This is a genomic window from Candidatus Eisenbacteria bacterium, from assembly GCA_018831195.1.
In the GTDB taxonomy this organism is placed as follows: Bacteria; Eisenbacteria; RBG-16-71-46; order CAIMUX01; family JAHJDP01; genus JAHJDP01.
Genome location: JAHJDP010000032.1, coordinates 15,961 through 36,714 on the forward strand (window position 1 = coordinate 15,961; position 20,754 = coordinate 36,714).

General features: G+C 53.5%; 16 protein-coding genes and 1 tRNA gene. 14 read left to right on the forward strand and 3 right to left on the reverse strand.

Annotated elements, in window-relative coordinates; translation table 11 throughout:
- The first annotated feature begins 1 nt into the window (after position 1).
- The 7 genes from KJ970_06040 to KJ970_06070 all read left to right on the forward strand — a co-directional run bounded on the left by KJ970_06040 (position 2) and on the right by KJ970_06070 (position 6,678).
- Positions 2–1,120, forward strand: a complete 1,119-nt coding sequence (locus KJ970_06040; GenBank protein ID MBU2690471.1) for a PAS domain-containing protein — start codon at positions 2–4, stop codon at positions 1,118–1,120.
- On the forward strand, positions 1,117–2,631 hold the full coding sequence (locus KJ970_06045; GenBank protein ID MBU2690472.1) for a sigma-54 dependent transcriptional regulator: 1,515 nt from the start codon (positions 1,117–1,119) through the stop codon (positions 2,629–2,631). Before KJ970_06040 ends, KJ970_06045 begins: the two co-directional genes overlap by 4 nt.
- 242 nt (positions 2,632–2,873) lie before the next feature.
- On the forward strand, positions 2,874–3,296 hold the full coding sequence (locus KJ970_06050; protein ID MBU2690473.1) for a response regulator: 423 nt from the start codon (positions 2,874–2,876) through the stop codon (positions 3,294–3,296).
- Positions 3,297–3,303: 7 nt separating this feature from the next.
- Positions 3,304–3,660 (forward strand): hypothetical protein, encoded by a 357-nt coding sequence (locus KJ970_06055; GenBank protein MBU2690474.1) that lies wholly within the window; start codon positions 3,304–3,306, stop codon positions 3,658–3,660.
- 399 nt (positions 3,661–4,059) lie between these two features.
- Positions 4,060–5,055, forward strand: a complete 996-nt coding sequence (gene galE / locus KJ970_06060) for a UDP-glucose 4-epimerase GalE (GenBank protein MBU2690475.1) — start codon at positions 4,060–4,062, stop codon at positions 5,053–5,055.
- A 49-nt stretch (positions 5,056–5,104) separates the two neighbouring features.
- Positions 5,105–6,535 carry a replication-associated recombination protein A gene (locus KJ970_06065; protein ID MBU2690476.1) on the forward strand — a complete coding sequence of 477 codons (1,431 nt, stop codon included), beginning with the start codon at positions 5,105–5,107 and terminating at the stop codon, positions 6,533–6,535.
- A gap of 68 nt (positions 6,536–6,603) precedes the next feature.
- A tRNA-Glu gene (locus KJ970_06070) sits at positions 6,604–6,678 on the forward strand.
- 104 nt (positions 6,679–6,782) lie between these two features.
- On the opposite strand, the gene KJ970_06075 is transcribed toward KJ970_06070, so the two are convergent.
- The 3 genes from KJ970_06075 to KJ970_06085 all read right to left on the reverse strand — a co-directional run bounded on the left by KJ970_06075 (position 6,783) and on the right by KJ970_06085 (position 11,458).
- A complete protein-coding gene (locus KJ970_06075; GenBank protein MBU2690477.1) occupies positions 6,783–8,609 on the reverse strand; it encodes a hypothetical protein in 1,827 nt (608 codons plus the stop codon).
- 587 nt (positions 8,610–9,196) lie between these two features.
- Positions 9,197–10,570, reverse strand: a complete 1,374-nt coding sequence (locus KJ970_06080) for an MFS transporter (GenBank protein ID MBU2690478.1) — start codon at positions 10,568–10,570, stop codon at positions 9,197–9,199.
- Between the two features lie 99 nt (positions 10,571–10,669).
- Positions 10,670–11,458, reverse strand: a complete 789-nt coding sequence (locus KJ970_06085; protein ID MBU2690479.1) for a hypothetical protein — start codon at positions 11,456–11,458, stop codon at positions 10,670–10,672.
- A 443-nt stretch (positions 11,459–11,901) separates the two neighbouring features.
- Between KJ970_06085 and KJ970_06090 the strand changes: the two genes are divergently transcribed.
- From KJ970_06090 to hypD, 7 genes are all read left to right on the forward strand, one after another.
- Positions 11,902–12,156, forward strand: a complete 255-nt coding sequence (locus KJ970_06090; GenBank protein ID MBU2690480.1) for a hypothetical protein — start codon at positions 11,902–11,904, stop codon at positions 12,154–12,156.
- A 211-nt stretch (positions 12,157–12,367) separates the two neighbouring features.
- Positions 12,368–13,615, forward strand: a complete 1,248-nt coding sequence (locus KJ970_06095; GenBank protein MBU2690481.1) for a sodium:proton antiporter — start codon at positions 12,368–12,370, stop codon at positions 13,613–13,615.
- 16 nt (positions 13,616–13,631) lie between these two features.
- Positions 13,632–14,531 carry a glycyl-radical enzyme activating protein gene (locus KJ970_06100; GenBank protein ID MBU2690482.1) on the forward strand — a complete coding sequence of 300 codons (900 nt, stop codon included), beginning with the start codon at positions 13,632–13,634 and terminating at the stop codon, positions 14,529–14,531.
- Positions 14,532–14,581: 50 nt separating this feature from the next.
- On the forward strand, positions 14,582–16,942 hold the full coding sequence (locus tag KJ970_06105) for a glycyl radical protein (protein ID MBU2690483.1): 2,361 nt from the start codon (positions 14,582–14,584) through the stop codon (positions 16,940–16,942).
- A gap of 9 nt (positions 16,943–16,951) precedes the next feature.
- Positions 16,952–19,288, forward strand: coding sequence for a carbamoyltransferase HypF (hypF, locus tag KJ970_06110; GenBank protein ID MBU2690484.1), 2,337 nt, complete (start codon positions 16,952–16,954; stop codon positions 19,286–19,288).
- A gap of 52 nt (positions 19,289–19,340) precedes the next feature.
- Entirely contained in the window at positions 19,341–19,628 is a 288-nt protein-coding gene (locus tag KJ970_06115) for a HypC/HybG/HupF family hydrogenase formation chaperone (GenBank protein MBU2690485.1), read from the forward strand.
- Complete coding sequence (gene hypD / locus KJ970_06120; protein MBU2690486.1) at positions 19,618–20,715, forward strand: hydrogenase formation protein HypD; 1,098 nt, start codon at positions 19,618–19,620, stop codon at positions 20,713–20,715. Before KJ970_06115 ends, hypD begins: the two co-directional genes overlap by 11 nt.
- Positions 20,716–20,754 lie beyond the last annotated feature (39 nt).

Below are 20,754 nucleotides of genomic sequence, written 5' to 3' on the forward strand. Positions count from 1 at the left end.
CATGCTCGGGACGAACCGTTCTCTGAGTTGTGAGGATTCTCTTCAGCTTCTTAATCATTTGGACACAGGCCTCATCTATTTGGATCTCGGGCGCCGGGTCATCTTTATGAACCGCCAAGCCGAAGAAATCTGCGACGTATCATCGAAAAAGTTTATCGGAAAATCGCTCTTTGATCTCTTTACCCCGCTCGATCGGACCTGGCTCGGTCCGGAGGATCCTTGCTGGGAGTTATTCACTTTTCCCACAAGTGAGCTTCAAGTGCGCCGTGGAGCGCGAGAGTTGAGTCTGGAAGCTCGGCTCGTGCCGGTGGAGAAAGCGAAGCGTTTGCAGGGCGGGTTATTCCTTTTTCAAGACGCCTCGGAATCGGTTGAGGAACGGGAATTTCAACGTAGCGTTGATCGGTTCAGTTCCATAGGTGATCTCTCCGCTATCATCGCCCATGAGATGCGCAATCCCCTGACGGGAATCCGAACGACGATTCAGTATGTCGGTGGGAAGCTCGACAATCCGACACTCCAGCAAGATCTCGAGGATGCCATCGGCGAACTGGATCGAATTGAGCAATTCACAACCGACCTGCTTCAATTTGCGCGTCCCAAAACATCAACATTCGAAGAACATGATTTGAATGAAGTTTTGGAAAGTTGCCTCGATAATACGGCGCTTCAGTGTGAGCAAAAGAATATCCAGGTCAAAAGGGATCTTGCCTCACCACTTCCCCGGATCCCTCTGGATCCTGATGCCTTGCGTCAGGCTTTCTTGAATATTATGCTCAATGCCATTGAAGCGATCCCCAACGATGGAGGAGTGATCCGGGTGACGACATCAAGCCGGCGCTACCGGACACGCCAAGCGGTGGAGGTTGCCTTCAGCGACACAGGATGCGGCATCAAGCAAGAGGAGATGGATAAAATCTTTGATCCGTTCTTCACAAGCAAAGGGGCTTCGGGCACCGGTCTCGGGCTTTCCATTACTTTGCAGATTGTCAAAGAACATTCCGGAAGGATCTACGTGCGAAACCGTGCGCAGGGGGGTGTTACCTTCCGAGTCTCCTTGCCGGTTCCGTCTGAATCGAATAACGGATCCGCCACGGGCGCACCATCCAGGAAATCAGGATGAAACCAGCAAAAGTCCTTGTTGTCGACGATCAACCTTTGATTTTGAAATCCTTGCGGCGGGTCCTCGAGGATGAAGGTCTGGAGGTCAAGACGACCTCAACAGGATCATCCGGGTTGGAGACATTCAAGAGTTGGCTCCCCCGTGTGGTTGTTCTCGATATGAAACTGCCTGACGCGAATGGTCTGGAGATTCTTCCGGAGATGCTCCGAACCGATCCCGGCGTCCGTGTGATCATGGTCACCGCGTATGGGGACACAAAATCCGCCGTACAGGCGATGAAGCTTGGGGCACAGGATTTTCTACGGAAGCCCTACGAATTGGAAGAGCTGCTGCATGCCATTCAAACGGCTCTGCGCAGCCAGGAACAGGAAACGCAACTCAAAGTTTATCAACGCCGTGATCGTGTGCGATACGCCAAAGATCGAATCATTGGCCGTTGTGCGGAGCTCCGGCGGATTCTCGGATTGGTGCGAAAAGTCGCCCGATCCGATGCCACGACAGCCTTAATTACCGGAGAGAGCGGCACTGGGAAAGAATTGGTGACACGAGCCATCCATTTTCAGAGCGCCCGCCGTAGTTCCCCACTGATGGAATTGAATTGCTCGGCTTTTCAAGAGTCCTTACTCGAAAACGAACTCTTCGGTCATGAAAGAGGGGCTTTCACCGGGGCGACACATTTGAAAAGGGGATTAGTGGAGCTTTCTGATAAGGGATCGCTGCTGCTGGATGAGGTCGGGGAGCTGCCTCTTGGAATACAAGCGAAACTTCTCCGATTTCTGGATGATCAGACCTTCAGACGTGTCGGTGGGAACGCGGATCTGGCGGTGGATGTCCGGCTCATTGCCGCCACAAACGCCGACTTGCCCACACTTTTAAATGAAGGCCGATTCCGCAAAGATTTATTTTACAGGCTCAAGGTTGTAAGTCTGCACCTTCCGCCCCTTAGAGAACGCGGTGAAGACATCATTCTTCTCGCGGAGCACTTTTTTAAGGTGTTCAATACCAAATTCCATAAAAATTTTAATCAGATCTCACCGAAGGCCCGGGAAGCCCTTCTACAATATCCGTGGCCCGGTAATGTAAGAGAATTGAAAAATCTGCTGGAACGCATTGTTCTTTTGGAGGAAGGTACAACATTGGAATTACGCCATCTTCCTCTTGAACTGACGGACTTAACAAAACAGCAGATGATCTCAACCGATCTCATTTCATTGGAGGCTGACGCGCTGGAAAGGGCGGGGAGGGACAAGGGACCCGGGCGTGTTTTATTACCTTATACAAAACCTCCTCTTTCATCGCCGAATTCATCAAATAGAGAAAATCAAAAAGGCTCTAACGATCTCCGATCTTTGCGCGAAGTTTCCGAGGAACATATTCTGCACGTCCTGCATCAGGTCGAGGGAAATAAAAGCCGCGCCGCGCGCATTCTCGGTCTCTCGCGACAAGGCCTGCTTGACCGCTTGAAGAGAATCACCGAATCAGGCCGTGTCGTTGACCCGTCAAAAAACTAGACATGTCCGATATATATACACCCTGTAACTTCTTGATAATACGAATGTTACATTGTCAGTGTTAATTATGCCCATCAAATGGACGGCTTATACACGACAAACTGAAGAGTATTCGGCTTGCCTTCTGATTTTTCAAACCAGCGAATTTGTAACCTGTTGAAGTTCAAGTTGTTATCAGATGTGCCGAAATTTATTCTCGGATGGCATACTTTCTGCCTTATGTAAGAGGTGGGGAGGTAACCGTGTCTCATCGGGTTCTCATCGTTGATGACGAAGGCCTCTTGGTGAGGACGTTGGTTCAAGCCTTTCGAGAGAGAGGTTTCGATATCCAATCGGCTTCAACCGCGGAGGATGCCCAAAAGCGTTTCAACGCTGGGGATACGTTTGACCTTCTGATTTTAGACAACAAACTTCCCGGGATGTCTGGTTTGGATCTTTTAGAGAAACAAAGCTCTTCCCTGGATAGGACGCGGATCATCCTCATGACGGCCTTTGATACTGCTGAAACGCAGGATCGATGCCGTCGGCTTGGTGTGGATCGGTACCTTCGCAAGCCGTTTGACCTGAGCGCCATCTTGGATTTGGCGTCGCAGTTGGTTTCGGAGGATGAAAACAGGGGAGCTTCTCCCCAAGGCAGCAACCAATCCTCAAAAGAGGGGGGGTGAGTGAAGCATGGCGAAAGCCAGGCGTAAAGCTACGAAGAAGGCAACAAAGAAGAAAGTCACTCGCCGTAAAGTGGCGAAAAAAGTGACCAAGAAAAAAGTGGCGAAAAGAAAAGTCACTAAAAGGAAAGTCGCGAAAAGAAAGGTGACCAAGAAGAAGGCCACCAAGAAGAAAGCGACCAAAAGAAAGGTGACCAGGAAGAAGGCCACTAGAAAAAAGGCGACCAAGAAGAAGGCTACTCGCAAGAAGGCTACTCGCAAGAAGGCCACAAAGAAGAAGGCCACTCGCAAGAAAGCGCCTCGCAGGAAGAAAGCCCGAGCCAAGGCGTCTGTGGAAACCCCGCCGCTATTCGGTGAAGGACTCTGAGTGGTCCCCAGGCGTCGGATAGATTGGGGTTTTTATAAATTCCAAGCGGTACGGGGCGACGGCCAGGTCCGATCCCTGAGTGCCTCGCCCACGCTTGGTCAAGGATGTTGGAGGGGAGAATAGAAATCCGGCAAAAAAAAGAGTTCCCCACCACTCACGCATCCGAAACCCCTAGACCTCGACTAGGAAGTTAGCCCGCTTCATGGATTAGGTTACGAGCCCCGGATGTCCTCGCTTAGGCAGGGAACTCCGCTTCGCTTTCGCCAATTAATGTAGCATTTCTGCGATTTCGTGTCAACTCGTCTTGTGTCAGTTTATCCTCTACAGAGATTGTCAATTCTTGTCATTTGTACGGCTTGAAGTTAGAGTTACCCTCAAAACGGGAAAAGGGGGAATCGATTGAAAGTCCTTGTCACGGGCGGCGCAGGATATATCGGGAGTGTCACATCATCCCGGCTTCTCAGTCATGGCCATGAGGTCGTTGTCCTGGATAACCTATCGCGGGGGCATCCTGAGGCCGTTTCAAGAGGCTGTCCACTCGAAGTTTTGGATACCCGGGATCGAAACGGCATCATTGATCTTCTGCGAAAGTATGGCATTGAGTGTGTAATGCATTTCGCGGCCAGCAGCCTGGTCGGGGAATCGATGGAGAAGCCGCTGGAATATTTTGATGCTAATACCGGCGGGATGATCTCCTTGCTGGGAGGGATGGAAGCCTGCGGTGTCGAGCGCATCATCCTGTCATCCACGGCGGCGATTTATGGACAGCCGGAAGAAATTCCAATCCTTGAATCGGCTCCTGCTAAACCGACAAACCCTTATGGGCACTCCAAGTTGATGTGTGAAGGCCTATTGCGATGGCAAGCCCAGGCCGGGCGCCTGCGGTTTGTTTCTCTCCGATACTTCAATGCGGCAGGCGCTTCCCCGGATTTGGGCGAGGATCACAATCCGGAGACGCATCTCATCCCCTTGGCTCTCGATGCGGCGGCCGGTCGGCGCTCCGAACTGACCATCTTTGGCGACGACTACCCAACGATGGATGGGACATGCGTGAGGGATTATATCCATGTGGAGGATCTCGCCGATGCTCATATCCTGGCCTTGAAAGTGATGGAGGAGCGCCAGTCGACCATTGTCAATCTGGGGAATGGAAAGGGTTTCTCCGTGCGTCAGGTGATCGATGCGGTGGAGCACGTCACCGGCCGGAAGGTCAGCACCCAGATGGGACCGAGACGTCCAGGCGATCCCCCCGTCCTCGTCGCATCGTCACAGAAGGCAAGAGACATTCTCGGTTGGAAGCCGCAAAAGGGCGATCTCAATACGATTGTTGAGACAGCGTGGAAATGGTCACTGCGTCATCCAAACGGGTATGGTTCGGTCGCGGCCGATGGATAGCCCGATTCTTTAGCCTCTTTTTTGACCCGATCTTTAGGATGTACCGATCATGCCGGATTCCGAGTCATCTGATCTCTTCGACGATCCGGAAGCCCATCCCGATAAATCGAGGGGCAGCTCATCCGCACGATCACCTTTAGCGGATCGATTGAGACCTCGTTCGCTTGAGGCGGTTGTCGGTCAGGAGCATCTCACCGGTCCCGGCGGTCTGCTTCGAAGGGTGTGCGAAACGGGACAAATCCCCTCCATTATCTTTTGGGGTCCTCCGGGTACGGGAAAAACGACGCTCGCCCGTCTCCTTGCCTCGATTCCAGGTTACCGTTGGGCGACATTCAGCGCCGTTCTTTCGGGTGTCGCGGAGATCCGGGCCGTCGTTAAATCCGCCAAGCATACCTTTGATATAAAAGGTGTTCGCACCCTCCTCTTTGTCGATGAAATCCACCGATTCAATAAGGCGCAGCAGGACGCCTTTCTTCCCCATGTGGAGGAGGGGACGATTGTCCTGGTGGGCGCCACGACCGAGAACCCATCCTTCAAAGTCAATGATGCCCTCCTTTCCCGGGTGCATGTCTTGGTCCTCAAATCATTGGAGCCCGAGCACCTCGAGACATTGATGAACCGTGCTCTGGAGGATTCAGAGGGAGGGCTCGGTGAGGCGGGATTGGAGTTTGATGAAGAGACCCGCTCCGCCGTGCTGGTTCTTTGCGGAGGGGACGGCCGGCAGCTTTTTAATCTTTTGGAGACACTGGCCGAGACGGTCGTTGCAGATGATCTGGGTCGGCGCCGGGTCACTCCCGAGCATTTGGAGCGGGTTCGTGACCGGGTTCCCTTGAGAGGGGATCGAGCCGGTGAAGAGCATTTCAATCTTATTTCAGCCTTGCAGAAAAGTATCAGGGGGAGCGATCCCGATGCCGCGCTCTACTGGCTGGTCCGTCTCCTTGAAGGGGGGGAGGATCCACTCTATGTGGCCCGTCGATTGGTTCGGACCGCCTCGGAAGATGTTGGTCTCGCCGATCCCCAGGCGCTTTCCCAGGCCATGGCCGCGGTCCATGCCATACAATTTATCGGATACCCGGAGGGGGTGCTGGCTCTCGCTCAAGTGGCCGTCTATTTATGCCTGGCGCCGAAAAGCAATCGATTGGAGTCCGCCTATCAGGCGGCATTGGAGGATGTTCGCGAGAAGGGCAGCCTTCCCGTTCCTCTGCATCTCTGCAATGCGCCGACACGATTGATGGATCAACTCGGCTATGGGAAGGGGTATAAGTATCCTCATGCTTTTCCCGGGAGTTGGGTTTCGGAGGTTTATCGTCCAGAGGCGATCCAGGGGCGGCGCTACTACCAACCCGGCTCCCTTGGAATGGAGCCCCGCCTCTGGGATCGGTATGTGGAACGGTTGCGTGAGGCCGCCCGTCTGCAGGGTGAAGACGCCACAAGGGGGGCTGAGGGGGGAACACCCGGGGATCGCCCATCCAAGGGTTGACGAAAAGGGGAAGGGGTCCCATACTGTGCCGAGTCGGAGGCTGTATTTTTCGTGCAATCCACTTCAATGGGCCCATCGTTTAGTCTGGCTCAGGACACCGCCCTTTCACGGCGATAACACGGGTTCAAATCCCGTTGGGCCCACATTTTCATACCCATCAACAAGAAGAAGAAAACGGGAGGAAAGAGAGCTGTTGAGGCGCTCGCATCCTCCCGTTCGATTCTGAAGGGATCTGTATCAGATCCGCCTATTTTATAAGAACCAACTTGGTTTTGACCTCTCCATCCATGCTCTGCAACTTGGCGAAGTAGATCCCCGGTGTAACGGAACGACCGTGATCATCACGCCCATCCCATACGACCTGGTTCATGCCGACAGGACGAAGGCCGTCAATCAGCGTTCTCACCCGGCGTCCAGAGACATCCATCAAGGCCAGGCTGACCGGTCCCTTGGCCGCTTCATTGGAAAGACTGAAGCTGAGCCGGGCCTGTGACACGGCGGGGTTCGGTCGGGTATGGAACAAACGGGTCGCGCTCGGTACGGCATCCGTCTCAACATCAGCCGTTATGGGAGCGTCCACCAGCCAGTTAATAACCTTTAGGATGAAGATCGAGCTATCATTCGGTATGGGCGATTCATTCTCCATCGCCAACTGCATGATGCTCGAGAAGACCGTCCGGCCCAATCCAGGGATCTCATTCCGCAGAACATTGGATTCGCCCAATTCGTTGGCGGCGACCGTCGCGGCATAGGGTCCCGGATTAATCGTATCGGCGCGGTTGAGAGAAGCGAATGGCCAGTCGAGAGTATAATGGAGGCCATTGCCGATCGGATCACCCGGCGTCCCGATCATTTCACTCGCTTGGGAATTGACAGCGAAGGTACTCACGCCGAAGTAATCTTCGAAGAATGGTTCGAGAGTTGAACCCACCAGGCAGTCCATCGAACTCAGAAAGAGATTTCCGCCATTGTCCAAGTAGGCCATGATGGCGGCCTTATCATCACTGTTCAATGGAAGGACAACCCAAGCCGTCTGCCAGATGACAACATCGTAGCCGTTCATATCGCCAAAGGTCGGCGTCGCATTGCCGTGGTCGCCGTTGACATCCCAGAAATCATAGAAGAAACCATTCAATTCCAAAGCCTGAATGAACGGCTGCTCCGTCGGGTAATCAATGGCATAGCCGCCGTCATCATCCACCATGAGAACGGAGTAGGAACCGTTGATGACGCGGAGTGACATCGGCTGCATCCGGCCGCTGTTGTTTGATGAGGCTGCAAATGTGCCGAATCCTTCACGGACCTCACCATCGGTTTGGACGCGGATCGTGACTTCGACTTCTTCGGCGGGATCGAGAGCGACACTGGTCGAGGTGTACCAAGTTGCGTCACCCTCAATCTGGAAATCGGCCGACCAACCGTCAAAGATTGCATCAATCGAGAGATCGATATTGTCGGCGACGGTGCCGATATTCTCGAGAGTTCCGGAAAAGATCGCTTCACCATCGCCCAAGGGGACCGATTTCATCCGGATCGGGATCGTAAGAGCAAAGTCTTGAACCTGGCTCAGGAACCCCGTCTGAATGATTGCTCTGCCGGCATTGTGCTCTTGCAATATAACAACGCCGTGGAGATGGCTTGGATCCACACCGTAGGGAAGATTTACTTCGACCACGGCGGTGGCGACATCGTTCACATCCGTCAGCGTGATAGGGGCGCTGCCGAACGCCACGACACCGTTGCCATAGGTCCCGAAATTGTCTTGATAGACAAAGAAGTCAGCCTCGGTATTATTGAGCGTTACAGGATCCAGAAGTTCGAACGTGGCTTGAACATAACCAACATCACCCACCGGCGCGAAGTAGCCGTTGGTGATTTCCACCGGGCTCACGCCGCCGGTATTGGTCATCCGGGTGACATATCTTGTCCGGTAATTTGAATAAGCGGATGTGCAACTGCTGGCGCCGGTGACGGTATACATTCCGTCAATCTTAACGTCAGGGATACCACTCACACTATACCAAGAGGCGCGTGCATTGACTTCAGGGAGCTCATAATCATCGCCGACATGCAAATCGAGCCAAAAGAAGGTATCAGGAAACTCATTTTGTAAGGTTTCTAGCCCGCACCGGGCGTCAGGACAGTATCCTCACCAGGTGGCGCCGTATTCCTCGCCGAGAATGATCTTGGGAACACCGGCCAGGACCGGGCTTCCCAAGGCGAAGAGGAATGCGACCAACAGCATCAAGACATTCCGGGTCAAACGCATCTGTCTCCTCCTATGATATATTGTTGCGGGATGTCCACAGATATCTCATCGGCGAGGGATAAAGCCGAAGCCCCATCCATCCCGTTTCCCCATTACTACCTATAAATTATAACATGATTCATATAAAGTAGCCAGTCCATGGTGACTATCCCGACAAAAAAGGTGGGAAATATTCAAGGCGACTTATCAAGAGGTAGAGCGGGGCGACCCGAAAAAATCCCAATAGCCTGTAATGATTTGTTTTACAATCAGTTATGTGACCAGTAGTCGACAGAGTCACGAGATTTGCCGGTACCCATAGCCCGGCGGGGGTTGTCACTGGAATCTCCCGGCCGGGCTCGAAACAGGGTGCCCTATCGTAGCCCTCTATGGGTGACGTCCCTTTTCTTGGCCTAACCCCTTTTCTTGGCCGCCTCCGGGATCGCCTTCCAGATTCTCACCGCCAAGATCGCTCCAATGACGGCGAATGGGAATAAGAAGAGGGGCCAGATCGACCAACCCCGCTGGCTATCGCTAAAATAGCCGCCAAAGGTCCACCCCTTTTGGCTTTCAGTGATAAAGCCGAGGCAGAGTGATTGCACACCGGTTCCAAGATAAACCAGCCCATCGATCAGACCGACAGCCGTGCCGACATTTTTGCGGCCGCCAAAATCCATGGAGGCGGTCCCGGACAGCATCCCATGCGTGCCGATGACACAATAGGAGATGAGAAAAACGCAGACCCCCAAAACCCAAATATGACTGAGACCAAAAACCATGACGAGGACGCAGACCGCCATCAAGGCATAGAGAAGGCCGGCGACGGGTCCCCGGCGGGAGCCGAAGACTTTGTCTGAGATCCAGCCGGCGGTCATCCCGCCGGTGGCGCCGGCCAGGAAGAGCATGGAACCCCAATTCTGGGTCACAAAAAAGGTTTTATAATATCCTAAGTCCTTCGCGAAAATCGGATACCAATGCATAATGCCCTGGCGGAGAACGCCGGTGCAGAACTCAATAGCTCCGATGGTGATGACAACCGGATTCGTTACGACCTTCTTCAGGATGACACGGATGGGATCAGGTTTGTCGTCTTCACCGCTTGAGGCGTCGCCGGTTTCGATATCCTTCATGCCGGCTTTGCTGGGGCTGTCCTGGACCATGAGATAATTGATGAGCACGAAGATGAAGAGTAAGACGGATGGGATCCAGAAGACCCAATAGGGGGCCGACACGACAACCGTTCCATCAGGACTCGTGGTGGTGTGGAGTAGATTAACAATGAATTGCCCGATCTGAAATGCGAAGAATATGCCCGTCGAGATCAGAATGCCGAAGATTCCACCGAACATCCCGCGCTCGCGGACATGGAACCAATGGCTGTTGACTTTCACGATGCTGACGGCGCCGAAGCTCTGGAAATACATATTGATCGCGTAGAGGATTGAGAAGACCAAGACAAGATTCGTTTCCGGTTTCGTATAGGTAAAGAAACCCATCAGTGCATTGGCCACACCGGCTCCGGAAGCGGAGAGGAGCATCGCCTTGCGGCCGCCGATTTTGTCTGTCATCGGGCCGTTGATGATGAAGGCGAAGGCGTAGGTGATCGTACCGATGGCGAAGATGATTCCAAAGTCGGCTTTTGTCATCAGATCGCCGAAGGCGATTTTCGCCACGGTGAGGTTGTAGCGCCCCATATAGAGCAGGGCGTAGGTCACTCCCAAAGGCACCCAGTTAAAAACCCTCCGGCGCATGAAGGCGCTTGAATGGTTCATGGGGTTTCCCATCATCCTGGTGAAGATGATCACCACGATAATGATCCCGAGAAAAACGACTAAGTTCGACACATCAGGGCTCCTTTCGAGGAGGGATTGTATTCCCCCAATGCCTTATAGGCTCCGCCGCGCCTTCCACAGCTTCGCACAAACCTCTTCCAGGTGGGGACCGAGCCGTTTCGGATCAAGGGTCTTTTCCGGCATATTTTCAAAAACGGCATAAGGGATTTTTCTGTCGCCGACAATCAGAAAATCGGGGTCCTTCGATGAAAACTCGGCCCACTCCGATTCTTTGTATAAGAACTCGATTTTTTTATCTTCAAGGGCGTGTTCGAGGATGCTATCCGGCTTATCTGGATTATAGCGGCGCCGGTTTTTGCGCAGCGATTCCTCCCAATCCACATTAATATAAATGGTGTTGGCCTTGGCGAGGACAACATCGGCCAGATACTTATAGGCCTCAGCGAAGCCGCCGTGCTGCGTTCCTCGGGCGAACTCAAAGATCGCGGTGTGGGTGTCGTGATAACGGGGACAATCCCGAAGTCGTTTTGAGTAAAAGAGGTTCAATTTCTCGATCAGGAAATTCCAAAAAAACGGATCTTTAAAGACATAACCGGGTCTTGTCTCTCCTTCGTAAAAATAGTGAGTATCGGAAATCAGGCGGTCTTTGCCGTGGCGTTGGTAGATATCATCATCCTCAAACCGCTCCCAGAGAATCGGAAAATCATCGAATTCCTCAAATTCACCAATGTGAAAGCGGCGGATTCTTTCTTCGACAGGTGTTTTTTTCAGATAATCGATCACCTCAGATTTGCCTGCGGCGGGGCGCCCATTGAGGATGATAATATCGAAGATCTCTTTGATGCCGCTGAAATCCTTGCCCGTGTTGCCCATGTCGCCCATGATTCGGTCCTTTCCCGATCCCGCCGCCTTCGCGCCGTGATCCTCTGCGGTCCTTCAGATCGCCTCAGGGGAGCCATCAAAAGGGATGGTCATGAGACGCCGAGTTTAGATGAGGCATGTCAAATGAAACATTTCAAATTATGCGTATTATAGAGCAGGGAAATTTTAGAGCAAGAACATGTATTCTGTTGTGATGGAACCGGTTAGAAGATTCCAAGCGGGAATGCCCAGCGGAATTGCCGGAATTTCGTTGCCATCGGGTCATTTCAGCTGTAAACGCATATCGGGTCGTTCGCGAGAGGAGTCTAGCATCCTCATGATTTTTCGCATTGCTCTGTCAATATATGGATGCCTCTTCTTGCTTGCCGGGGCAGCGTTCACCGAAACTCTTGAGTTGGAATCAGAACCCGACCCGGCCTGTATCACCATCAAGCCGGTCTGGAATGGCCTTTCCGGGGTCACCCGTGGAACAGGTGTCGTTCTGTTGGATCCGCGTGTGGGGGGAGTGTGAAGAGTGTACCGTTATTGTCCGGGCCAACGCCATCACGGTCGGCACCTATCAGATCATCAGGAGTACCGACTTCAACGGTGCCGTGGGTGATGGCGTGGTGAATGCCGCCGATCTCTCCTTCTTTGCGACGGCTTTCAATTATACACAATTTGCATGTGCTGACTCGAATCCGGGGGGCTGCCGCTAGACATGCCGAAGTCCGGCCTAAGACTTTTGTAATGTCCATGAATCGGAGGATAGCCGCCTTCCCTCAATTTGGCTGACTAAAACCGGCGCAGCTTAGGTTCTATCAGACTCTTAAACCCTTCAAAGTCTTGACGCGACCCCATTGGATGCATAACTATTCGTCATAAGAATTCATTCAGAGATTCCTTGATTGGAGCGATGAAGGAGAGCCCATGAGTCTTTTTGCCATCTTCGCTTTATTGATGACGATAACGGCTCTATTCAGTTTTTTAAACGAACGGTGGTTCAAGTTGCCAACAACCATCGGGGTCATGGTCGCTTCATTGTTAGCTTCCATTATACTTATTATCCTCAGCAGGCTCGGTCTCAATGCTTCAGGATGGGCTTTTTCCATTCTTCAACGGATAGACTTCAATGCCCTATTAATGAAAGGAATGCTGAGTTTTCTTTTGTTTGCCGGGGCGCTGCATTTGGATCTCGATTCGCTCCTGGATAGACGATGGAGTATTCTGACACTGGCAACGGTGGGGGTCCTGATTTCGACTTTTATGATCGGAACGGCATCCTGGCTCATCTTTAATGCAATCGGTTTGGAAGTCCCATTTGTCTATGCATTATTATTCGGCGCCCTCATATCACCGACTGACCCCATCGCCGTTCTAGGGCTGCTGAAAAGAGCCAAGATGCCGGGAACGCTCGAAACGATGATTACCGGAGAATCCCTGTTTAATGATGGTGTTGGAGTGGTTGTCTTTACCCTGGTTTTAGGATTTATAGCCGGTGGGCATGAAATGTCCTTGTGGGAGACCGGAAAATTGTTTTTTGTGGAGGCCATCGGCGGCGTGATTTACGGCATACTCCTCGGCCTACTTGGTTACCTTTTCCTCAAGAGCGTAGATAATTATAAAGTCGAAGCTCTGCTGAGTCTGGCGCTTGTAACTGGAGGATATGCTCTGGCTGGTTTTCTGCATACATCCGGCCCCATCGCAATGGTCGTGGCCGGGTTATTTATTGGGAACCGTGGCCGGGCTTTCGCGATGTCGGATAAAACAAGGGAGCGATTGGATGACTTTTGGGAGCTGATGGACGAGATTCTCAATGCTCTTCTTTTTGTCATGATCGGTTTGGAAGTCCTGGTCCTGGATTTGATGCGGCCCTATTTTGTTGCGGGCTTCCTTCTCATCCCCACCGTCTTGATATCGAGGTTTTTCAGTGTCGGCATACCATTGTCGTTGCTGCGGTATTATAAAGCCCCGCCCCCGTACACGATTCGTATCATGACATGGGGAGGACTTCGCGGGGGTGTTTCGATCGCGCTCGCTCTATCACTGCCCCTGTCTCCGCAGAGGGGATTGATATTAATGTCCACATATATCATCGTTATTTTCGCAATACTTGTACAGGGGCTGACATTCGGGCGGTTGGCCCGATGGGTGTCGGCAAAAATACCGAGTGTTTGAAAAGCAGAAGCTGGATATGACAGGCACTTGTTTTGATATAAAGCGATATGCGATCCATGACGGCCCGGGAATTCGTACCACTGTTTTCCTCAAAGGATGTCCTCTCGATTGCCCCTGGTGTCATAACCCTGAGGGGAAGAGCCGCGAGCGGGAAATCCTCCTTATTCCGGACCGTTGTATTGAATGCGGTGCCTGTCTGGAGGTATGTCCGACTTCCTCTATCGTTAGAAAAGGGGATACCATTGAAACGCAAACCCGCCTCTGCACTCAATGCGGACAATGCGTTGAAGTATGCCCCTCTGAAGCGAGGAGACACATTGGATGGGAGATCTCGGTGCCGGAACTGATGAATCGCATTCTACGGGATCGTCCTTTTTTTGAGGAATCCAATGGAGGCGTCACCTTCTCGGGAGGTGAGCCGTTTTATCAACCTGAATTTCTCCTTGCCTGTCTGGCATCCTGCCGTGAGCATGGGCTGCATACCGCGGTCGATACCAGCGGCTTTGTCGCCAAAAGCGTTCTGATGGATTCAGCACCTCTGATCGATCTCTATCTTTTTGACTTAAAGACCGCAAATGATGAGTGTCATCGGTCCTGGACCGGCGTATCGGTCATACCGATTCTTGAGAATCTTCGGATATTGGATGAAATGGACAATGAGGTATGGATCCGGATTCCACTGATACCCGGTCTCAATGACGATGCGCCAGCTCTCGCTTCCTTGGGGGAATTCCTGCTCTCATTGAAAAGAAAACATCCCATTACCATCCTGCCCTATCACATGGTAGGCTCTGATAAGGCGAGGCGATTACTAGGATCCATGAAATCCTTCAGGCAATTCGAACACCCTTCAATTGAAACAATCCGCCGCATGAGGGATCATTTGGCCTCCCTGGGTTTGGATCTTCAGTTTTGAATATTCGGGTTCGACATTGTGGTTGAATTAGAAAAGGATCTCCTGATTCCATGAATTCGAGGATTCAAAGATTGCGTGAGCAAAGCCTCTCATCAAAACCGATTCTATCAACCGAACGGGCGGAATTGTTGACCCGGTTTTATCGAGATAACATCGATAAATATCCGACGCCTATCCTGCGCGCCCTTTCCTTTAAGTACCTTTGTGAACACAAAGTAATCTATATCGGAGAAGAGGAGTTGATAGTCGGGGAAAGGGGGCCGGAACCCAAGGCCACACCCACCTATCCAGAATTGACATGCCATAGTATTGAAGATTTGAGGATCCTTAACAGCAGGAGCCGGACTGATTACGGCGTCTCCATCGAATCGATATCCATCTATGAGAATGAGATCATTCCTTTCTGGAGGGGGCGAAGCCTCAGAGATCAGATTTTCAATGAACTGCCGCGGGATTGGGTGCTGTCTTACGAGGCGGGGATTTTTACAGAATTCATGGAGCAAAGAGCCCCGGGACACACCGTTGCTGATGGGAAAATCTATCTGAAGGGGATGAACGACTTTAAAGCCGACATCAAAGAAGTATTGGAGAAGCTGCATTTCATAGAGGATCCCTTGGCGCTTCAAAAAAAAGTTCAGCTTCAGGCCATGATCATCGCTGCGGATGCGGTGATCCTTTTTGCGCGGCGACATGCCGACCTCGCCCAAAGATTAGCGGAACGGGAAATCGATCCGCATAGAAAACAGGAGCTGGAGAAAATCCGGGAGACTTGTCTCCGTGTGCCGGCGGCTCCTCCCAGGGATTTTTGGGAGGCGCTCCAAATGTACTGGTTCTGTCATTTGGCTGTTATTACGGAACTTAATGGGTGGGATTCTTTCTGCCCCGGTCATCTGGATCAACACCTCGAACCCTTCTATCAGAATGGGTTGCATGATGAAGTCATTTCAAGAGAAGAGGCCAAGGAGCTTCTGCAGAGCTTCTTCATCAAGTTCAACAACCACCCCGCGCCCCCGAAGGTCGGTGTTACGGCCGCCGAAAGCGGGACCTACACCGATTTCACAAATATAAACCTGGCAGGCTTGAGGAAGGACGGCTCCAGCGGTGTCGGTGAGGTTTCCTATCTTCTGTTGGAAGTCATCGATGAGCTGCATATTCTCCAACCTGGCCAGAATGTTCAGATTTCCGGGGAAACTCAGACTGAGTTTCTTCATGAAGCTTGCCGGGTGATCAGGAAGGGGTACGGATTCCCTTCCGTTTTCAATGCCGATATGATCGTCAAAGAGTTGATACGCCAGGGAAAAGAAGTGGAGGATGCCCGCGAAGGAGGGGCCAGCGGTTGCGTCGAGGCGGGCGCCTTCGGCAAAGAAGCCTATATTCTGACCGGTTATCTCAATCTTCCCAAGATCTTGGAAGTGACCCTCCATGACGGTCTGGATCCCGGAACAGGAATCCAATTGGGGCCCGAAACCGGCGCGCCGGAGGATTTTAAGACATTTCAAGATCTGTTTCAGGCTTGGGAAATGCAGCTTCATCATTTTATTGATGTAAAGATGCGCGGGAACCTGCTCATCGAGCGGATCTATGCAGAGCGGATGCCGGCGCCGTTTCTCTCTTTGATCACGGATGATTGTATAAAGAAGGGAATGGACTACAACGAAGGGGGCGCTCGATACAATACGAGTTACATCCAAGGCGTCGGCATCGGGACATTGACCGACAGCTTCGCCGCCATCAAGTGGATTGTCTATGACAAAAGAATCCTGACACTTGCGGATCTTCTCACCGCGACGGACGCTGACTTTGAAGGAAAAGAAGAACTCCGCCGGCTCCTCCGGAATAAATCCCCCAAATGGGGGAATGATGATGACAGCGCGGATGAAATCATGCGTGCGGCCTTTGACGCTTTTTTTGCGGCGGTCGACGGACGTCCGAATCTACGCGGAGGCACGTATCACATTAATATGTTGCCGACGACCTGCCACATCTATTTCGGGTCGGTAACCGGCGCGACGCCGGACGGGCGGAGGGCTGCGGAAGCCCTTTCTGAAGGGATCTCTCCCGTACAAGGCATGGATCGCCACGGACCGACGGCGGTGCTGCTGTCCGCGGCGAAGATGGAGCATGTCAGGACCGGCGGCACGCTGTTGAATATGAAGTTTCTTCCCCATGTTCTCGAAGGCGAGGATGGATTGAAGAAGCTGGCTGCACTCATTCGAACTTACTTCAGGCTCGGAGGGCATCACATCCAATTTAATGTTGTCGATGAGAAGATTCTCCGACAAGCTCAGGTGTCGCCGGAAGAATACCGGGACTTGATTGTTCGCGTCGCCGGCTACAGCGATTACTTTTGTGATCTTTCCGAATCGCTTCAGGATGAGATCATTTCTCGAACGGCCCAGTCGGCCCATTAGGCGTGTCCCATGATGAAAGCCAATCGACAGGTTCGCCGGCGCATTCAATGCAGGGGGACGGTGCAGGGAGTCGGTTTTCGTCCCGCGATTTACCGTCTGGCGGTATCGCTTGAATTGGGCGGATGGGTTCTCAACAGCCCGCAGGGCGTCATTATTGAGATTCAAGGCTCCCCAAACGTCTTGGATCGGTTTGTGAAAGATCTGCCCGCTGCTCTACCCATTCTGGCCGATTTGCAGGACATCGAATCATCGATTGTCCCCACCGAGGAATGGTCCCCATTCCAGGTCAGACGCTCCGAAGGGGGAGATCAGGCCCGTGGCTCTCTTCCTCCGGATAGCGCACCCTGCCAAGAGTGTCGTCAAGATATGGAAGAAGTTTCCAACCGGCGGCGACATTATCCCTTTACCACCTGTTCCAATTGCGGACCGCGATTCTCGGTTGTCCACAATCTTCCGTATGATCGTGAGCGGACATCGATGGGCTGCTTCCCCATGTGTCCGGATTGTGAAAGCGAATATACCAATCCCGCGGATAGGCGTTTTCATGCGGAGCCTCTGGCATGCCCTGCTTGCGGGCCGCGTCTCTGGCTGGCGGCCCGAGGCGGAGAGGCGTTGGGAGAGGGGGAAGAGGCCCTCTTTAAGGCTCAAAGGATGCTGTCGGATGGAGGGATCGTCGCGGTGAAGGGGATGGGTGGTTTCCAGCTCGCCTGCCGCGCCGATCGAGCAGCCTCGGTAGAGACTTTGCGGGAACGCAAACGGAGATTCGGGAAGCCCTTCGCCGTCATGGCCCGGGATATCGAAACGGCGCGCCAATGTGCGCACCTTCACCCATCCGACGAAAAACTTCTGCAATCCGCGGCGGCGCCGATACTTCTCGCACCGCATCGCAAGGGGAGCCCGGTGGCCCGCGCCGCGGCCCCGGGATGCGCCGATATCGGAATCATGCTTCCGACAACACCTCTCCATATCGAACTCTTTCGTGGAACCGACTATGCTCTTTTGGTCATGACTTCCGGGAATATTTCCGATGAGCCGATCTGTTGTGGCAATCGCGAGGCTCTGAAAAGATTGGCCGGCATCGCCGACCTTTTCCTTCTGCACGATAGGGATGTCGTTCGACGTCTTGATGATTCCGTGATGCGGACCGATGACGGCATCCATTATTCTGTACGGCGCTCGCGGGGATCCGTCCCTCAATCTCTGCCGTTGCCCGAGACATCGCCGCAACCGGCCCTCGCGCTGGGAGGGCACCTGCAAACGACCGCATGTCTCGCCATTGAAGATGCGGCCGTGCCGTCGCAGCATGTGGGTGACCTCGATCATGAGGAGGCCCGGGAGTTTCTGTTGGAAGCGGCTTTGGGTCTTGAGGAATTAACTCAGACACGGGCTTCGGTTGTGGCCGTCGATCTCCATCCCGATTACAGTAGTACTTGGCTTGGAGAGGCGCTTTCAATGGAGCGTGGCATTCCTTTGCTCCGGTTTCAGCACCACCTGGCGCATGCCGCAGCCGTGCTGGGGGAACACCGTGAGTTTCCGCAGCGCGGAGAAAGATGCGCCGCCCTCCTTCTTGATGGAACCGGGTGGGGTCCGGATGGCATCGCATGGGGCGGGGAGTGGCTTATCTTGGATGGCGCTTTAACGTGGCGGCGCAGCGCCCATCTGGAACCGCTACCCCTTGTCGGTGGTGAGCAGGCCGTACGCCAGCCCTGGCGGGTGCTTTGTGCCGCTTTAACAAAGGCCGGTGGGCGGGATCTTCTCAAAGCGCTGCCCTGGACGGCGGAGATCGGTGAAGAAACCATCGACACGGTTTGCCGGCTCTCTGTCTCCGAAGTTTGGCCATTGGCGACGGGCGCAGGGAGATTGTTTGAGGCCGCCGGCGCCCTTCTCGGTCTTGCCTTGCAAAACCGATATGAGGGAGAGGCCGCCGCTCGATTGGAATCCAAAGCCTCGGAGGCCGGAACGGGATCGGATTGGTCTGAGGTTCTGATTCCAGCTGGGGATCCTCCGGTTTTACCGGTGTCCGAATTGCTGCTTGCCGCCGCCGTACGGATGGTGGAGGGTTGCCCGGCGGCCTCTGTCGCCCGTGACTTTCACGAAACATTCTGCCGCCTGGCGGCCGACCTGACGATGAAGACTATCCCTGAAAATGTGCGGATCGTCGCTCTCGGTGGAGGGTGCTTCGTCAATCGTCTGCTGCGGCGGGGTCTCAAGGAGAGATTGGTGCGATCAGGCTTCACCGTTCTTCTTCCGGAAAGGGTGCCGGCGGGCGATGGTGGATTATCTTATGGCCAATCCGTCTTGACCGCTGTCGCATTGGCCCGGAACACGAAACCGGAATGGGTGTGATTGTCCTGGTGTGATTCATGCAGGAGTCATTAATACAGGAGTGATTTATACAATGTGTCTTGCTGTGCCGATGAAATTAATTGAGAAGAAAGCTCAATCGGGGATTGTGGAACTCAAAGGTATCCGGCGGCAGGTTTCCCTCATGCTGGTGCCCGAGGCGCAACTCGGCGAGCATCTTCTTATCCATGCCGGATACGCCATCGGATCAGTGGATGAGAATGAAGCCGCTGAAACGATCCGTATTCTTGAAGAAATGGCCGAGCTTGATGCGAAAGCATCGCGGGAAGAGATTGTGGGGGACAAGGCTCGGGAGAATGGGAGCCTGAATGATGAGCGATGACCGTATCTTCAGTGATTCCAGATCGGTTTCAGCCCTCTTGAAACAGATCAAGGAAGTCGCGCGGGGAATCCCCGCGACCGTGACTTTCATGGAGGTTTGCGGCACCCACACGCACGCCATCGGCGCCGCCGGTCTTCGCCGTCTGCTCCCCGAGAAGATCAGATTAGTATCGGGACCGGGATGTCCGGTCTGTGTCACACCGGTAGGTTTTTTGGATCGGGCCGAGGCCCTCGCCGCGCTTCCCGAGACGGTGATTTGTACATTTGGGGATCTTTACCGTGTTCCCTCGAGCCGGGGCAGTCTCGAGAGAGCGGCGGCGGAGGGCTGCTCCATTCAAATTGTCTATTCTCCGCGAGACGCCCTGGAAATAGCCGCGCAGCACCCGCAAAAGAGAGTGATCTTTCTCGCCGTCGGTTTTGAGACAACCACCCCTGGTATTGTCGCTACCCTGGCGGAGGCGGAGGAACGCCAACTCCGGAATTTCATGATCCTGCCGGGAAATAAGATCATCCCACCGGCATTAGAGGCTTTGGCCGATGATCCTGAACTTCGACTCCACGGATTCATCCTGCCGGGCCACGTATCGGTCATTACGGGATCCGACTTTTATTCATTTCTGGCATCTCGTTTCCACCTACCCGCCGTTGTCACCGGTTTCACACCCGCCGATATTCTCCGGTGTGTGTTGGAACTCTGCAGGCAGGTTGCGGAAGGAGAGGCGAAAGTCGTGAACCACTACGGCCGGGTTGTCACCGCCAAAGGCAATGGCGTGGCCCAGGACCTCGTGAAACGGTATATGGAGCCGGCAGACGCCGACTGGCGGGGATTGGGACCCATCCCCGGATCCGGTTTGGCCTTGAGGAAGGAGTGGGTCCATCGGGATGCTTTGGAGATTCCCGTTCCTCTGCCGAAAACAAAGGAACCGGAGGGCTGCCGGTGCGGGGATGTTTTGAAGGGGCTCATTGATCCGCCTGAATGCCACCTCTTTAACAAGGGATGCTCGCCGGACCATCCCGTGGGCGCCTGCATGGTGTCGAGTGAAGGCTCCTGCGCAGCATGGCACAGGCATGAACGGAGGGTTTCGTGAAACAAACGATAAGCGGCACCGGCAAGGTTCTATTGGCGC

Bases quoted from the DNA above. Each gene is read 5' to 3' on its own strand.
- KJ970_06040 (MBU2690471.1), top strand. From the start codon at position 2: ATGCTCGGGACGAACCGTTCTCTGAGTTGTGAGGATTCTCTTCAGCTT.
- KJ970_06115 (MBU2690485.1), top strand. From the start codon at position 19,341: ATGTGTCTTGCTGTGCCGATGAAATTAATTGAGAAGAAAGCTCAATCG.
- hypF (MBU2690484.1), top strand. From the start codon at position 16,952: ATGATGAAAGCCAATCGACAGGTTCGCCGGCGCATTCAATGCAGGGGG.
- KJ970_06055 (MBU2690474.1), top strand. From the start codon at position 3,304: ATGGCGAAAGCCAGGCGTAAAGCTACGAAGAAGGCAACAAAGAAGAAA.
- KJ970_06100 (MBU2690482.1), top strand. From the start codon at position 13,632: ATGACAGGCACTTGTTTTGATATAAAGCGATATGCGATCCATGACGGC.
- KJ970_06080 (MBU2690478.1), bottom strand. From the start codon at position 10,570: ATGATGGGAAACCCCATGAACCATTCAAGCGCCTTCATGCGCCGGAGG.
- hypD (MBU2690486.1), top strand. From the start codon at position 19,618: ATGAGCGATGACCGTATCTTCAGTGATTCCAGATCGGTTTCAGCCCTC.
- KJ970_06085 (MBU2690479.1), bottom strand. From the start codon at position 11,458: ATGGGCGACATGGGCAACACGGGCAAGGATTTCAGCGGCATCAAAGAG.
- KJ970_06045 (MBU2690472.1), top strand. From the start codon at position 1,117: ATGAAACCAGCAAAAGTCCTTGTTGTCGACGATCAACCTTTGATTTTG.
- KJ970_06105 (MBU2690483.1), top strand. From the start codon at position 14,582: ATGAATTCGAGGATTCAAAGATTGCGTGAGCAAAGCCTCTCATCAAAA.
- KJ970_06090 (MBU2690480.1), top strand. From the start codon at position 11,902: ATGGCCTTTCCGGGGTCACCCGTGGAACAGGTGTCGTTCTGTTGGATC.
- KJ970_06065 (MBU2690476.1), top strand. From the start codon at position 5,105: ATGCCGGATTCCGAGTCATCTGATCTCTTCGACGATCCGGAAGCCCAT.
- KJ970_06095 (MBU2690481.1), top strand. From the start codon at position 12,368: ATGAGTCTTTTTGCCATCTTCGCTTTATTGATGACGATAACGGCTCTA.